Origin of the sequence: Collinsella aerofaciens, assembly GCF_015553355.1 — a bacterium.
GTDB classification, from domain to species: domain Bacteria; phylum Actinomycetota; class Coriobacteriia; order Coriobacteriales; family Coriobacteriaceae; genus Collinsella; species Collinsella aerofaciens_V.
The window spans coordinates 83,007-97,455 of sequence record NZ_JADNGN010000003.1; the positions used below are offsets into that span (position 1 = coordinate 83,007).

The 14,449-nt window shown below is 59.2% G+C and carries 10 protein-coding genes; 5 read left to right on the forward strand and 5 right to left on the reverse strand.

From position 1 onward, the window contains the following. Nucleotides 1-77: 77 nt before the first annotated feature. The gene (locus I2D57_RS01845) at nt 78-1,043 is read right to left on the reverse strand and encodes a LuxR C-terminal-related transcriptional regulator (protein ID WP_195361274.1); all 966 of its coding nucleotides are present in this window, start codon (nt 1,041-1,043) and stop codon (nt 78-80) included. Nucleotides 1,044-1,383: 340 nt separating this feature from the next. Between I2D57_RS01845 and ptcA the strand changes: the two genes are divergently transcribed. The 3 genes from ptcA to I2D57_RS01860 all read left to right on the forward strand — a co-directional run bounded on the left by ptcA (nt 1,384) and on the right by I2D57_RS01860 (nt 5,604). Further along, nucleotides 1,384-2,457, forward strand: coding sequence for a putrescine carbamoyltransferase (gene ptcA / locus I2D57_RS01850; RefSeq protein ID WP_195361275.1), 1,074 nt, complete (start codon nt 1,384-1,386; stop codon nt 2,455-2,457). 133 nt (nt 2,458-2,590) lie between these two features. Further along, entirely contained in the window at nt 2,591-4,030 is a 1,440-nt protein-coding gene (locus I2D57_RS01855) for an APC family permease (RefSeq protein WP_022093785.1), read from the forward strand. A gap of 368 nt (nt 4,031-4,398) precedes the next feature. Continuing rightward, nucleotides 4,399-5,604 (forward strand): agmatine deiminase family protein, encoded by a 1,206-nt coding sequence (locus tag I2D57_RS01860; RefSeq protein ID WP_022094159.1) that lies wholly within the window; start codon nt 4,399-4,401, stop codon nt 5,602-5,604. Nucleotides 5,605-5,937: 333 nt separating this feature from the next. Here I2D57_RS01860 and I2D57_RS01865 read toward each other — a convergent pair whose 3' ends face one another. The 4 genes from I2D57_RS01865 to I2D57_RS01880 all read right to left on the reverse strand — a co-directional run bounded on the left by I2D57_RS01865 (nt 5,938) and on the right by I2D57_RS01880 (nt 12,220). Continuing rightward, complete coding sequence (locus tag I2D57_RS01865) at nt 5,938-6,969, reverse strand: 3-deoxy-7-phosphoheptulonate synthase (RefSeq protein WP_195361276.1); 1,032 nt, start codon at nt 6,967-6,969, stop codon at nt 5,938-5,940. Nucleotides 6,970-7,551: 582 nt separating this feature from the next. Beyond that, complete coding sequence (locus I2D57_RS01870; RefSeq protein WP_195361277.1) at nt 7,552-9,408, reverse strand: ABC transporter ATP-binding protein; 1,857 nt, start codon at nt 9,406-9,408, stop codon at nt 7,552-7,554. Continuing rightward, nucleotides 9,408-11,774, reverse strand: coding sequence for an ABC transporter ATP-binding protein (locus I2D57_RS01875; RefSeq protein WP_195361278.1), 2,367 nt, complete (start codon nt 11,772-11,774; stop codon nt 9,408-9,410). The genes I2D57_RS01870 and I2D57_RS01875 overlap by 1 nt, the downstream gene beginning before the upstream one ends. Continuing rightward, nucleotides 11,771-12,220, reverse strand: coding sequence for a MarR family winged helix-turn-helix transcriptional regulator (locus I2D57_RS01880; protein ID WP_195361279.1), 450 nt, complete (start codon nt 12,218-12,220; stop codon nt 11,771-11,773). The genes I2D57_RS01875 and I2D57_RS01880 overlap by 4 nt, the downstream gene beginning before the upstream one ends. A gap of 290 nt (nt 12,221-12,510) precedes the next feature. Between I2D57_RS01880 and I2D57_RS01885 the strand changes: the two genes are divergently transcribed. Both I2D57_RS01885 and I2D57_RS01890 read left to right on the forward strand, forming a co-directional pair. Beyond that, on the forward strand, nt 12,511-13,260 hold the full coding sequence (locus tag I2D57_RS01885) for an SDR family NAD(P)-dependent oxidoreductase (RefSeq protein WP_006234857.1): 750 nt from the start codon (nt 12,511-12,513) through the stop codon (nt 13,258-13,260). Between the two features lie 108 nt (nt 13,261-13,368). Then, nucleotides 13,369-14,385, forward strand: coding sequence for a 2-keto-3-deoxygluconate permease (locus tag I2D57_RS01890; RefSeq protein ID WP_229055565.1), 1,017 nt, complete (start codon nt 13,369-13,371; stop codon nt 14,383-14,385). Nucleotides 14,386-14,449 lie beyond the last annotated feature (64 nt).

The following is a 14,449-nucleotide window of genomic DNA, read 5'->3' on the forward strand; positions in this document are numbered from 1 at the left end:
GGAAAGCAGCTCCCTTGCGGCGGTTGGCGTTTGCCCAGATAAAACCTACCAAAATAAACCTGTCCCTTTTTGGCAGGTTAACGCTTCCAGAAGTGGAGTATCAGCGTGGTGCGGTTTTGCTGCTCGGTTTTGACCAGGATGTTGTGGATGTGCGTTTTGACGGTGCCCACGGCAAGGAATAGCTCGTCAGCGATCTCTTGGTTCGATTTGCCCAGTACGACCAGACGCATAACTTCGGTCTCACGGTTGGAGAGCTTGTAGGCGTTGCGATAGAAGGGCATCTGCTCTTCTATGTGCCGATCAAGATCGCTGACGTTCTTTTCCTCGGGCGCCTCCTGCATGCGGATTGAAAACACGTGGTAGGAGTAGATGATCAGCAGAATCGCAAAGTAGCACGCAAAGACGTTTTCGTTAAAGTTGCGCTCGGACAGATATAGCTGCAGCCAAGAGGGCGCCAGACTCATGGGGACGACAAGGATGTTGTAGAAATCCTCGGCAACGATGCAACCGACCAGAATAGCGCCGATAATCAGGTGTTTTCGTTGGTTGTTAACGCGTGTCTTCAGCTCAACCTTTGTACTCTTATGAGCCGTCCAAAAGATATACAGTCCCATAAAGACAAGGAATACCTGACGCATCGTGTAGTAGAGCCACTGATGCATGGGGCCGGAGGGGACAGCGACGATAATCAGCGACTCGCACAGCAAAAACGTTAAAACGGGGATGGCGAACAACTTCTTTGAATGCTTATCAAGTAAGTCCATGGCAATGGCCCAAATAAAAGCCTGTGAAGCGGTCGCCACAAGGGTCCGCATTACAGGCATGGTAATTGAGTAATAGTCATTGGCCGGAAAACTTCGGTTTTGCAACGTGTATTCAAAAAAGAAGATCTCGGTCATCTCGATGGCATAGCAAATAAAAACGCCGCTGCCATAGATAAAGAACTGTCGACGAGACGAGGCGTAGGCGGCAAGCGAAAGCACTGCCGTCACAATACAGATTACGAGTATCGCTAGGGTATAGAAGAACATGAGCGTGTCCATATGTCACCGTCCTGTCTCATTTGATCTCTTATGGAGCCCGCTATATCCCCCCGGGTATACATGCCTCCGCCGGTCGTTCCATTGCGTTCCATTGCGGATTAAACACCGAGATACAGCATAGCCGTATACCGTTCGCGGTTCCAGACGGTAAACCCCCTACAAGCCAGCTGCCTGCGGGTTTATATTGGTTTAGAGGGGATGTAACTCCGTGAATGGTCTTTAATCCCGAATAAACTAGGTGAAAATTGCATACGGGTGAATGATGGTCTTGTCAACACGAGGCGTGATGTTCGAGCGCCTCATAGTAATAGTCGGCAAGACCGGCGGAAAGGAAATCGACATGGCACTGCCTAAGGATTTCATCGACACCAACGACTTCACCAAAGAGCAGATCCTGGCTATCGAGGATCTTGGCCTGGCAATGAAGAAGGCCATCAAGGTTGACGGTTATTATCCGCACCTGCTCCGCAACAAGAGCCTTGGCATGATCTTCCAGCAGGTCTCCACCCGCACCCGTCTTTCCTTCGAGACCGCTATGACCGACCTCGGCGGTCATGCTCAGTTCTATGGCCCTGGCACCATCCAGCTCGGCGGTCACGAGTCCTTGGGCGACACCGCTCGCGTTATGGGCTTGCTGCTCGACATCATGATGGCTCGCGTTGACCGTCACAAGGACGTCGTCGGCCTCGCCGAGGGCTCCGCTGTGCCCGTCATCAACGGCATGTCCGAGTTCAACCATCCCACGCAGGAGATGGGCGACCTCATGACCATGCTCGAGAACCTCCCCGAGGGCAAGAAGATCGAGGACTGCACCCTGGCCTTCATCGGCGACGCCACCCAGGTCTGCGTCTCCCTCATGTTCATCGCTTCCAAGGTCGGCATGAAGTTTGTCCAGTTTGGACCTAAGGGCCACCAGATCCCCGACGGCGGCCTGCACGTTGGCACCGTCGAGGAGCGCGCCGAGTTCGGCAAGCAGATGATGGCCATCGCCGAGGAGAACTGCAAGGTCTCCGGCGGCTCTGTCGTCATCTCCGACGACATCGAGTGCATCAAGGGCGCCGACTTCATCTACACCGACGTGTGGTATGGCCTGTACGACGAGGAGGTCTCGGGCGAGAACTACATGGACGTGTTCTATCCCAAGTATCAGGTCACCATGGACATGATGAACTTCGCCGGCCCCAACTCCAAGTTCATGCACTGCCTGCCGGCCACCCGCAACGAGGAGGTCGTCGACGAGGTCATGGACGATCCCGAGCGCTCCCTGTGCTGGGTCGAGGCCGAGAACCGCAAGCACTCCATCCGTGCTCTCCTTGCCGCCCTGGGCAAGCGCACCCCGCTCAACGACGAGGGTGTCGAGTACTCCGCCAAGGCTGAGCTCCACGCCGCTCTCGAGGCTCTCGAGCAGCTCTAAGCCTCAAGGCTTCTAAAAGCACGTTTGCGGGCGGCGGATGCTCGTCTCCTGTCGCCCGCTCACCGAGGCCCAAGCAATTGCCTTAATACCTTAGGGCCTCGGATCTGTCCAAGACTGAGCGAAGGAGCTCATCATGAGCGACGGAAAGAAAAAGCTTTCCTTCTTGACGGTCATTTCGACCATCATCTGCGTCGTCTTCGTTTGCGAGGCCGCCGCTCCTGCTGCTGCCATTGGCAACCAGCAGTTCTTCTGGTGGATCTTCCTGATCCTGACCTTCCTGCTTCCCTACGGCATGGTTGTTGCCGAGCTCGGTACCACCTATGACGGCGAGGGCGGCATTTACGACTGGGTACGCGATGGCCTGGGCGACAAATGGGGCGCCCGCATCTCGTACTACTACTGGGTCAACTACCCGCTGTGGATCGCCTCGCTGGCTACCATGTTCCCCGACATTTTGGGCATGGTCTTTGGCGTCGAGTTCAACTTGATCGCCAAGATGGGTATCGATCTTGCCTTTGTGTGGATCGTCTATCTCATGGGCCGCTCCAAGGCGGCCGACTCCGAGTGGGTCCTTAACGGTGGCGCCATCATCAAGGTCGCCGTCGCCGTTATCGTTGGCGCTTTGGGCATTTGGTATGCCATGGAGAACGGTTTTGCGAACGACATGTCCGCTGCCACCTTCCTGCCCGAGCTCACCAACACCAACGCTCTCGGTTACCTGTCGATCATCATCTTTAACTTCATGGGCTTCGAGGTCATCTGCACCATGACCGACGACATGGCCGATCCCGCTCGCGATATCCCCAAGGCCATCATCGTCGGTGGCCTGTCCATCGCCGTGATCTACCTGTTCGCTGGCTTTGGCATCGGCGCCGCCGTGCCGGCCGACTCCATCGATCCCGACTACGGCATGATCGTCGCAGTCCAGACCATGGTGGGCGACTCCATGATCTTTAAGGTCATCTGCATCGCCTTCCTGATCACCCTGTTCGCCAACATGGCCGCTTGGTCCTTCGGCGTTAACTCCGTTGCTCGCTACGCTGCCGAGCACGGCAACATGCCCAAGGTCTTCGCCTCGATGATCTCGGATGACGACATGCCCAACGGCGCCAACCTGGTCAACGCTGTCGTTGCCTCCCTGGTGCTGTGCCTGCAGCTCGTTCCCATCGACGCCATCTCCAACGGTGTCTTCTGGATGCTCTTTGGCACCTCTGTCGTCTTCCTGCTGTTGACCTACATCCCGATGTTCCCGGCGTTCCTCAACCTTCGTAAGAACGACCCCAACCGTGAGCGCATCTTCACGTTCCCGTTTAAGGGCGCCATGATGAAGGTCATGCTGGCCATCCCCTGCATCGAGCTGGTTCTTGCCATCGTTGCCACGCTGATCCCGTTCTCCGCTGCTGAAATTGGCGACAAGGTCCCGATGATCGTTATCTTCATCGTGCTCGTGCTCATCGGCGAGGTCGTCCGCGTCGTCAGCGCTAAGGGCCGCGAGACCGAGTACAAGGGTCTGACCCCTGAGCTCGCAGCCCAGCGTCTCGCTGAGGAGGCCGCCGAGGCCGAGGAGAACTAGAGCACCCGGTTCTGGGGCTCCAACCCTCCTCGTGTACCAACGCGCGCTTCGTCGGGCTTGTCGCTCCCGACTCCGGGCACTCTAGCCTCTTCGGAGGCGTGTCCAAGCGACAGGTTTGCTAACCATTCCCCCGGGGTGGGTGTGAGCGATAGCTCCGGTAACCACCGCCCACCCCAATCTCTCTTCCGTATCCTTCGTGCGTTTTGTCTCCGCGCACTTGGTTACGTCGTCGCTTGCCGGTGCGATTCCGTGAAAACCGGCACCGGGCGCCCCGACCTTTGCCGGGGAACGGGCGCCTACCATCTCTTGGTTTTAGGCTGCGGGTAACCCGCCCGCAGCAAGCGATCGTTCGATTTGGAGGAAATCTTATGCGTACGATCACCGAGTCCGAGTCCACCCCCAAGGCCGACGGCTTCTTCATGCCCGCCGAGTTCGCCCCGCAGGATCGCGTGTGGATGGGCTGGCCCCACCGCACCGACACCTGGGCCCACGGCGCCAAGCCGGCCCAGAAGCAGTATGCCGCCATCGCCCGCGCCATCTCCGAGTTCACCCCGGTCTATATGTGCGCCAACCAGGTCGACTACGCCAACTGCAAGGCCGTCTTCGAGAACGACGAGAACGTCACCGTCATCGAGATGACCACCGACGACGCCTGGTTCCGCGACACTGCCGCCACCTACGTCATCAACGGCAAGGGCGAGAAGCGCGCCAACCACTGGCACTTCAACGCCTACGGCGGCCTCGTCGACGGCCTGTACTTCCCGTGGGACAAGGACGAGCAGATCGCCCTCAAGATGGCTGAGCTCTCCGGCTGCCGCCGCTATCGTCCCGACGACATGATCCTCGAGGGCGGCTCCATCACCGTCGACGGCGAGGGCACCCTTGTCGTGACCGACCAGTGCCTGCTTTCCCCGGGCCGCACCTGCTCTGCGGTTCTGGAGGAGGAAGAGGATCCCGAGTCCATCTGGCCCAAGTACCGCAAGAAGTTTGAGCCCTGGAGCGAGGAGCTTCGCGCCTACATGGACGAGCACCTCAAGGATTACCTGGGTGTCGAGAAGGTCATCTGGGTCAAGGAGGGCATCGACCCCGAGGAGACCAACGGCCACATCGACGACGTCGCCACGTTCATCGCGCCGGGCGTCATGGCCTGCATTTGGACCGACGATCCCGAGTATCCGTTCTACGAGCAGTGCCACGCTGCCTACGAGACCCTCTCCAACGCCGTCGACGCCAAGGGCCGCAAGATGAAGGTCTACAAGCTCTGCATGCCCGTGAACCCGCTGTTCATGGACCAGGCTTCCTGCGACACCATCGACGCCGACGAGAACGCCGAGCCGCGCGTCCCCGACGAGCCGCTGATCGCCTCCTACATGAACTACCTCGTGACCAACCACGGCGTTATCGTCCCGCAGTACGGCGACGAGAACGACCAGCTGGCCGTCGACACGCTCCAGAAGATCTACGACGAGGTCTGGGGCGAGGGTGTCTACAAGTGCGTCGGCGTTCAGTCCGAGCAGGTCGTCTTCGGTGGCGGCAACATCCACTGCATTACTCAGCAGGAACCCTCGGCGTAACTGTCTGTCTTCCCGAGGCACGGCACCTTGCCCTTCAATCGTCGGGCATGACCCTTAAGGTCTATGCCCTCCTCTTTCAGGGCAATCTGCCGCACCTCGGAAACCCAGCCGGTCAAGCGGACCGACGTAGCTAGTTATCGCATTAGTCATTGGTGCCAACCCTGGCAACGATGCAGGTCGAAAAACGTCAGCGAAAACCCGCCAGAGCGAGCAAGGTGCCTTGATACGAGGCGGCATTGACCTTTTGATCATGCCGCCGAAGCTGAAAGGCAGATTGCCGCCCTGGCGGGTTTGCAGCGTCGAGCCGTTACGCGGTTTGGTAAAACCGCGTAACTAAATACGTTCCGCGATCTCGTGGATGAGGTAGTCGGTCTTTTCCCAGCCCAGGCACGGATCGGTGATCGACTTGCCAAAGACGCCGCCGTCGACCGGTTGGTTGCCGTCCTCCAGGTAAGACTCGATCATAAAGCCCTTGACCAGCTTGGAGATGGACTCGTTACGGCGGCAGCTGTCGAGCACCTCCTTGCAAATGCGATACTGCTCCAGCGGACGCTTGCCCGAGTTGTCGTGGTTGCAGTCGATGACCGCTGCCGGATTGGCATAGCCGGCATGCTCGGTATAGCGCTCGGCCAGGCGCTCCAGGTGCTCGTAGTGGTAGTTGGGGTAGGTGCGCCCATCGAGACCGATGTAGCCACGCATAACGGCGTGCGCGAGCGGATTGCCGTCGCACTCGACCTCCCAGTTGCGGAAGATGAAGCTCTGGTGCGCCTGCGCGGCGTAAATGGAGTTGAGCATAACGGTGGTAGAGCCGGCAGTGGGATTCTTCATGCCGACGGGTACCGAAATGCCGCTCGACACCAGGCGATGCTCCTGGTTCTCGACCGAGCGTGCACCCACGGCAACATAGCTCAGCAGGTCGACGAGGTATTGGTAGTTGGACGGGTAGAGCATCTCATCGGCGGTAAAGAAGCCGGTCTCCTCGATGACGCGCAGGTGCATGTGGCGGATGGCCTTGACGCCCTCGAGCAGGTCGTCGGGAGCCTCGGGGTTGGGGTTGTGCAGAAGACCCTTGTAGCCGGTGCCCTTGGTGCGCGGCTTATTGGTGTAGACGCGCGGAATGACGATGAGCTTGTCCTTGACCTCTTCGGCGGTCTTGGCCAGTCGGTTCATGTACTCGAGCACCGAATCCTCGCGGTCGGCAGAGCACGGGCCGATGATGAGCACCTTACGTGCGTCCTCGCCGGTAAAGACTTTGGCGACCTCGGCGTCAAATGCCTGCTTTTTGGCGGTAAGCTCGGCAGAAAGCGGCATTTCCTCGCGGATCTCCATGGGGATCGGCAGCCTGCGTTTGAATTCCATGGCCATAGGGTTCTCCTCAATCTATAGAAAGAGCAATAAGCGTGTTGTCGAATGCTCGGCATTATCCGCTGTCGCACGCTAAAGTGCAAGCCCTTGTCACCCCGAAACCTACCAAAAAGAGACAGGTTTATTTTGGCAGGTTTTATCTGTGGAAACGTCGGCGGATGCCGGGAGGGAGCGGCGCCGCGCGGGACCCTAAGGCTGTTGTCGGTTCCCCAGGAAATACCCTGTGGGCAAAAAATGCCAAATATGAGTACGGTTGCTATCTTAGTATCATATTGTCTTCGCAAAATAATAGATATAACAGCAAAATATGTTCATTAATGCAAACACATATAAGTTCGCTATAGGGCTGTTTGATCAATTTAGGGGCGCGTGTAAGCTGTGAAAACGGCATTTGGGGCTGTTTTGGCTGTTACTAAAAAGGTAGCAGTACTCATATTTGCCATTTTTTGCCCACGGGGCCTCGAAGGGGCTGTCAATCAGGTCCCAGGGGAGGCGGTTTGAGGGTCGCAGAACAAGAAAACGGGGGCACAGGTTGTCCTGCGCCCCCGTTTTCTTGGCATTGCGGTTGTTTGTCGCCGGTTTTTACGCCGCCTCGTCGAACTGCGAGTTGTACAGGTCGGCGTAGAAGCCACCCTGGGCGAGCAGCTCGTCGTGCGTGCCCTTCTCGACGATGTCGCCGTCGCGGATTACCAGGATTACGTCGGCGTTTCGGATCGTGGACAGGCGGTGCGCGATGACAAAACTGGTGCGGCCCTGCATCAGTGCATCCATGGCGCGCTGAATAAGCTCCTCGGTACGGGTATCGACGTTGGAGGTCGCCTCGTCCAGAATCAGTGCCGGGCGGTCGGCCAAAATGGCACGGGCGATGGTCACGAGCTGGCGCTGACCCTGCGACAGGTTGGTGCCCTCCTCGTTGATCATAAAGTCGTAGCCACCGGCGAGCGTATGAATAAAGTGGTCGCAGCGTGCGGCGCGCGCAGCGGCCTCGACCTCGGCATCGCTTGCGTCGGGGCGTCCGTAGCGGATGTTCTCGCGGATGGTGCCGTTAAACAGCCAGGTGTCCTGCAGCACCATGGCAAACTCGCCGCGCAGTGCCGCGCGGTCCCAGTCGCGCACATCGACGCCCTCGACACGCAGCGAGCCGCCGTCCACGTCGTAGAAGCGCTGCAGCAGCTTAATGAGCGTGGTCTTGCCGGCGCCGGTGGGGCCGACGATGGCGATGGTCTGGCCGGGCTGCGCCTCGCAGCTAAAGTCGTGGATGATGATCTTGTCGGGCGTGTAGCCAAACTTGACATGGTCAAACACCACGTGGCCGGGGCGCTTCTCGGGAATCTGCGCGTCGGCCTTCTGCTCCTCCTCGGGCGCGGCCAGGAACTCAAAGACGCGCTCGGTGGCGGCAGCCATCGACTGCATCGTGTTGCTCACGTTGCCCAGCTGCTGCACGGGTTGCGTAAAGTTGCGAACGTACTGGATAAAGCTCTGGATGTCGCCGGGCGTGGCATTGCCGGTCAGCGCGAGCTGCGCGCCCACCACGACGACGCCCACGTAGCCCATGTTGCCCACCAGACTCATGAGCGGCATCATCAGGCCCGACAGGAACTGCGAGCGCCAGCCACTAATAAAGAGACGGTCGTTTTGACGGTCGAACTCCTCGATTGAGGCCTCGGCGCGGTCGAAAACCTGAATGACGTTCTGGCCGGCAAAGTCCTCCTCGATAATGCCGTTGACGGTGCCAAGGACTTGCTGTTGCTCGCGGAAGTACGGCTGCGAGAAGTGAATCATCACGGTCAGGATAATCGCGGCGGCCGGCAGCGTGAGCACGGTGACGCCGGTAAGCGGCAGGCTGATCGAAAGCATCATGACGAGAACGCCGATAATCTGCGTCACCGACGTGATGAGCTGCGTCACGCTCTGGTTGAGCGACTGGCCGAGCGTATCGACGTCGTTGGTGATGCGGCTGAGTACGTCTCCCTTGCTGTGGCCGTTGAAGTAACTCATCGGCACGACGGCAATCTTGGCGGCGATTTCCTTGCGCATGCGGTAGCAGATCTTTTGCGTGACGCCGGTCATGAGCCAGCCCTGGACCAGGCTGCAGACAGAGCTCGCCAGATACAGGCAGAGCAAAAAGCCGAGCGTCTTGGCGATCCAGTCAAAGTCAACGTCGCCGGTGCCGTTGACCTTGGCGACCAGGCCTTCGAACAGCTTGGTCGTAACCTGGCCGAGCACCTTGGGTCCCACAATGTTAAAGATGACCGAGCACACGGCAAAGGCGACGGCGGCAAACACGGCAATCTTGTGCTGGCCGATATAGCCGAGCAGCTGCCTCATGGTGCCCTTAAAGTCCTTGGCCTTTTCGCCACGACGCATGCCACCCATGCGGCCCATGGGACCACGCTGGCGGGTGGGCTTGGGAATCTGAGTCTTGGTCTCGTCTGCCATTAGCGCTCGCCTCCTTCCATGACGGCTGCAATTTCTTCTTGGGTAAGCCCCAGCTCCTCGGCGGAAAGCTGCGACTGTGCGATCTCCAGGTACGCCGGGCAGCTGCGCAGCAGCTCCTCGTGCGTGCCGGTGCCCACTACGTGGCCGTCGTCGAGCACGATGATCTGGTCGGCGTGCATGATGGTCGCGATGCGCTGGGCCACGACCACGAGTGCGGCGTCGGTAACGTTTTTGGCCAGCTCCTCGCGCAGGCGCGCGTCGGTCTTGTAGTCGAGGGCACTAAACGAGTCATCGAACACCACGACCTCGGGCTTTTTGGCCAATGCGCGGGCGATGGCCAGACGCTGGCGCTGACCACCCGAAACATTGGAGCCGCCCTGGCTGATGGGGGAGTCGTAACCGCCCTCACGCTCGGCGATAAAGTCCTCGGCCTGTGCGATGCGCGCGGCCTGGCGCATGTCATCATCGCTCACCATGTCGCCGGCAAACTTGAGGTTGCTCTCGACGGTGCCCGAGAACAGACGCCCTTGCTGCGGGATGTAACCAATGCGGCGGCGCAGCTCGGAAAGGGTCATGTCGCGCACGTCGATGCCGTCGAGCGAAATGCTGCCGCCCGTGACGTCGTACAGGCGCGGAATCAGCTGTACGAGCGTGGACTTGCCCGAGCCCGTGGAGCCAATGATGCCGAGCATCTGACCGGCATGCGTGGTGAAGTTCACACCGCTAATGACGTCGGCGCGGGCATCGGGGTACTGGAAGCTCACGTCGCGGAAGGTGAGCTCACCGCGCGGCGAGCTGGCCGCGGGCAGTTTGGGCGAGGCAGGGTCGTTGATGCTCGTGGGGCAGGTGATGACCTCATCTACGCGCTCGGCTGCGACCTCGGCACGGGGCAGGATGACCGAAACCATGGTGAGGATCATAAACGCCATGACGATCTGCATGGTGTAGGAGATAAACGCCATCATGTTGCCGACCTGCATCACGCCGTCGGACACGCCCTGCGCGCCAAACCAGACGATAAGCACGGTGATGCAGTTCATGACGAGCATCATGAGCGGCATCATAAAGCTCATGGCTCGGTTGGTGTAGAGCTGCGTGGTCATCAGGTCGAGCGACGCCTTGTCAAAACGTTCGAGCTCATGTTCCTCGCGGTTGAACGAGCGGATGGGCATAAGGCCGTCGAGCAGCTCGCGGGCGGTAAGGTTCACGCGGTCAACAAAGCTTTGCATCTTTTTGAACTTGGGCATGGTGAGGCCCATAAGCACGCCGACGACGGCCGAGACCGCGATGATGGCAACGGCGATGGTCCACTCCAGGCCGGTATGGTTGGCCAGGACGCGCATGACGGCGACGATGCCCATGACGGGGGCCATCAGACACATGCGGATAAACAGAGTTGCGGCCATCTGGATCTGCTGAATGTCGTTGGTGCAGCGGGTGATGAGCGAGGCCTGGCTAAACTTGCCCACCTCGGCCGGCGAGAAGTGCATAACCTTGTTGAAGGTCTCGCGGCGCAGGTCGCGGGCGATGGAGCAGGCGGTGCGCGAAGCCACGGCACCGGTCAGGATGGTGGCGACGAGCGACACGAGGCACAGTCCAAACATCGTGGTCGCCATGCGGCTCAGGTAGGCGTTCTGCACGTCGGCGGGGTCGATGCCCTGCGCCTTGTACTCGTCCTGTACATAGCTCACGGCGCGCTGGGTGACGATGGAGCCCGACATGGAGCCCATTTTGTCCGCCATTTGGTTGGCGCCCTCGACGAGCTTGCTTTGGTCTACCAGACCGCCCTCGACACCCAGGCGCAGGCTCTTCATAGTGATCTTACCGCCGTCGGCATCAATCTGCTTTTGCATGTTCTGCGCCGCCGCGGCCTTCTGCTGCATCTCGGCGAGCTGCTCGGGCGTCATCGCTGCCATTTGCTCGGGGGTGGGCATGGCCTGGGCAGCGTTGTCGTCTTTCTCGCTGGACGAGCCCATCATGTCGCCCATGGAGTTGGCGTCGATGCCCTGGTTGAGCGAAAGGACAACAGTCTCGGGCAGGCTCATGATATCGGCGAGCTTGCTGCCATCGGCACGCTCTTCCTCGGTGCCCATGTACGTTCGAATGCCGTTTTTGTCAGCCTTGCTAAACACGGCCTCCACAGCCTTGGCGTCCTTGGCGCTCATAAAGAGTTCGAGGTCGTCGAGCGATTCGGCGCGGATGGTGTCGGGCATGGGCGAGGCGATGCCGCCTTGCTGTACACCCACGTCGACGATATCACTCATGTAGGTAGGCAGTGCCAGATCGGCGTTGCAGCTGATTACGATAAGTACGATAGCTGCGAACAGTGCCAGGATATGCTTTTTAAAGAGCTTGAGAATCCTCATTCGGCATCTCTCCTTTCTTGATTGCGGTCGATAATTTCGTTGGCACGCCTTAGAAGACGCACCATCTCTTGGGTATCTGTTTCGCCGAGCTGCTCGAGGAAGGCCGCGGTGCGGTTCTCGAATTCCCGACGTTTGATTTCGAGATCCTGGAATCCTTTGTCGGTCACCGTGACGTGCACGCGACGACGGTCGGTCTTTGAGTGCTCGCGCTCGACCCAGCCCTTGGCTTCGAGAGCGCGTAGGATATTGGCGATGCGGGCACTCGAGACCCAGGCGCGATCAGCGAGTTCGCTCGGCGTGAGCGAACCGCCGGCGAGTATGAGGGCGCGCATGACGGCCATCTCGCCGCCGAGGGCTTTGTCCGCAAAGCGCGAAATGCGCTGATGCATGCTGCCGAACTCGGTAAGGAGCTGGCGCCCAAGTTCACGGAAATCGGTATCTTCCACCGAAAACCCCTAACACTAGAAACTATTTTCGGTGAAAGATGATACTCCCACTCAACCATCCCATTCGGTGGATTTCTAAGCATGTCCCAAAAATCTACTTGGCCGCTAGGCAATATTAAGAGTGGATTAAGACTTAAAATCATTCAATTGCTGAAGCGTTTCAAAGAACTATTATGCACGCGGTTAGGCGAGGGGTTGTCACCACCATGACGACTGGGACTCATATAATCGCCACGTGCGATGCTCCAACTTCCCGCAAGGAGACACCTTACATAAAGGGGGATGGAGTCATGGCATTTGACTTCACGGGTAAAACCGCGATCGTTACCGGTGGCACTCAGGGCATTGGCCTCGAGATCGCCAAGGGTATCGTTGCGGGCGGCGGACACGTCGCGCTCATCGCAAGGAACGCTGCTAAGGGCGAGGCCGCTGTGGCCGAGCTTGGCGAGGGCAACAAGTTCTATCAGCTCGATGTTGCCGATGCGCCCAAGGCGCGCGAGACCGTCGAGCAGATTTTTACGGACCTGCCGCAAACCAACATCCTGATCAACTGCGCTGGCGTCATCAGCACCAAGAAGTTCGACGAGATCGATGACACCGAGTGGCGTCGCACCATCGACATCAACCTCAACGGCACCTTTACCATGATGAACGCCGTGTACCCGCACTTTAAGGCGGCCCATGCCGGCACTATCGTCAACGTAAGCTCTGTTGCTGGCAAGATCGGCGGCGGCCTGCTCGGCACCGCGGCCTACGCGAGTTCCAAGGCCGGTGTCAATGGCCTGACCAAGGCGGTCGCCAAGGAAGGCGGCAAGTTTGGCGTCCGCTGCAACGCCGTGTGCCCGTCGCTCACGTTGACCGATATGACCTCGATTCTCTCTGACGAGAACTCTCAGCGCATCATCAACGGTATTCCTCTGGGCCGCGCCGCCCAGGCCAGCGAGCCTGCGCAGATGGTGCTGTTCTTCGCTTCCGACCTCGCCAGCTTCGTGAACGGCGAGATTGGTGACTGCGACGGCGGCATCGTCCTGGACGGGTAATACCCCGCGGTGATCGTTTGGCGACGGCTCCTGCGACTCGGGACCGTCGCCTTCTTTCTGATATAGGCGCGTGCGGCTACGAATCGCATGCATCCAAAGGAGATATATATGAGTGAATCGACTGCGGTGGAGGCGCCGGCGGCAAAGGAGCCGTTCTTTAAGATGTCCTCCATCCCGGGCGCCAATATTTTGGTGCCGCTTCTGTTGGGCTGTCTGCTCAACACGCTATTCCCCGACCTGTTCAAAACGCTCGGCAGCTTTACGCTTGGCATGACTCAGCAGGGCGCTGGCCCGCTCGTGGGCGCTTTTTTGCTCATCGTCGGTACGACGATTTCGTTTAAGAGTGCTCCTGCCGCCGCTGCCCGCGGCGCCATTATCATTGCCGTCAAGCAGGTCGTGGTCGTTGCCGTGTCGCTGCTCATCCTTTATGTATTCAACGACAACTTGTTTGGCATCTCTGCCATGGTGATGCTGGCGGCTTGCACCGGCGCCAACAACGCTATGTACGCTGGTCTGATGGGCACCATGGGCAACGAGGCCGAGCGTGGCGCCGTCGCAATCACCACGCTCGTTGTCGGCCCTCCGGTCACGATGATCGTGCTCGGCGCCGCCGGTCAGGCTCCGATTGGCTGGTCGCTCGTGGGCGCCATCCTGCCGATCGTCGTCGGCATTATCCTGGGCAACCTGTTCCCCAGCTTTAAGAAGATGATGGCTCCGGCGCTTTCCGCCATCATCGTGCTCGTCTTCTTTGCCATGGGCTCGACCATGACCTTTGGTCAGCTCATTAATGGCGGTCTTCCCGGTATTCTGCTCGGCGTGATCTGCTCGGTGGTCTTTGCAATTCCCGTCATCGCGGTCGATAAGCTCACGGGCGGTACGGGTGTCGCAGGTGCGGCCATTTCGAGCTGCGCCGGAGCCAATGTGGCCACGCCTGCTGCCATGGCAAGCGTCAACGAGGCCTTGTACGGCGGTGCGGTGCTCGCGACGGCTACGGCACAGGTTGCTGCCTGCGCAATCGTGACGGCTATTTTGACCCCGCTGGTCACCAGCTGGTGCCACAAGCATTTTGAGGGCCAGCAGAGCAACGGCAAGGCGACGACCGACAAGGCCTCCGCAGCCGCCTAATGCCAAACGGTAATCAAAGCTAAAAACTAGCTACGCCACAGGGCGGCCACGGGGGATCCCGTGG

Bases quoted from the DNA above. Each gene is read 5' to 3' on its own strand.
- ptcA (WP_195361275.1), top strand. From the start codon at position 1,384: ATGGCACTGCCTAAGGATTTCATCGACACCAACGACTTCACCAAAGAG.
- I2D57_RS01890 (WP_229055565.1), top strand. From the start codon at position 13,369: ATGAGTGAATCGACTGCGGTGGAGGCGCCGGCGGCAAAGGAGCCGTTC.
- I2D57_RS01870 (WP_195361277.1), bottom strand. From the start codon at position 9,408: ATGGCAGACGAGACCAAGACTCAGATTCCCAAGCCCACCCGCCAGCGT.
- I2D57_RS01865 (WP_195361276.1), bottom strand. From the start codon at position 6,969: ATGGCCATGGAATTCAAACGCAGGCTGCCGATCCCCATGGAGATCCGC.
- I2D57_RS01885 (WP_006234857.1), top strand. From the start codon at position 12,511: ATGGCATTTGACTTCACGGGTAAAACCGCGATCGTTACCGGTGGCACT.
- I2D57_RS01875 (WP_195361278.1), bottom strand. From the start codon at position 11,774: ATGAGGATTCTCAAGCTCTTTAAAAAGCATATCCTGGCACTGTTCGCA.
- I2D57_RS01855 (WP_022093785.1), top strand. From the start codon at position 2,591: ATGAGCGACGGAAAGAAAAAGCTTTCCTTCTTGACGGTCATTTCGACC.
- I2D57_RS01845 (WP_195361274.1), bottom strand. From the start codon at position 1,043: ATGGACACGCTCATGTTCTTCTATACCCTAGCGATACTCGTAATCTGT.
- I2D57_RS01860 (WP_022094159.1), top strand. From the start codon at position 4,399: ATGCGTACGATCACCGAGTCCGAGTCCACCCCCAAGGCCGACGGCTTC.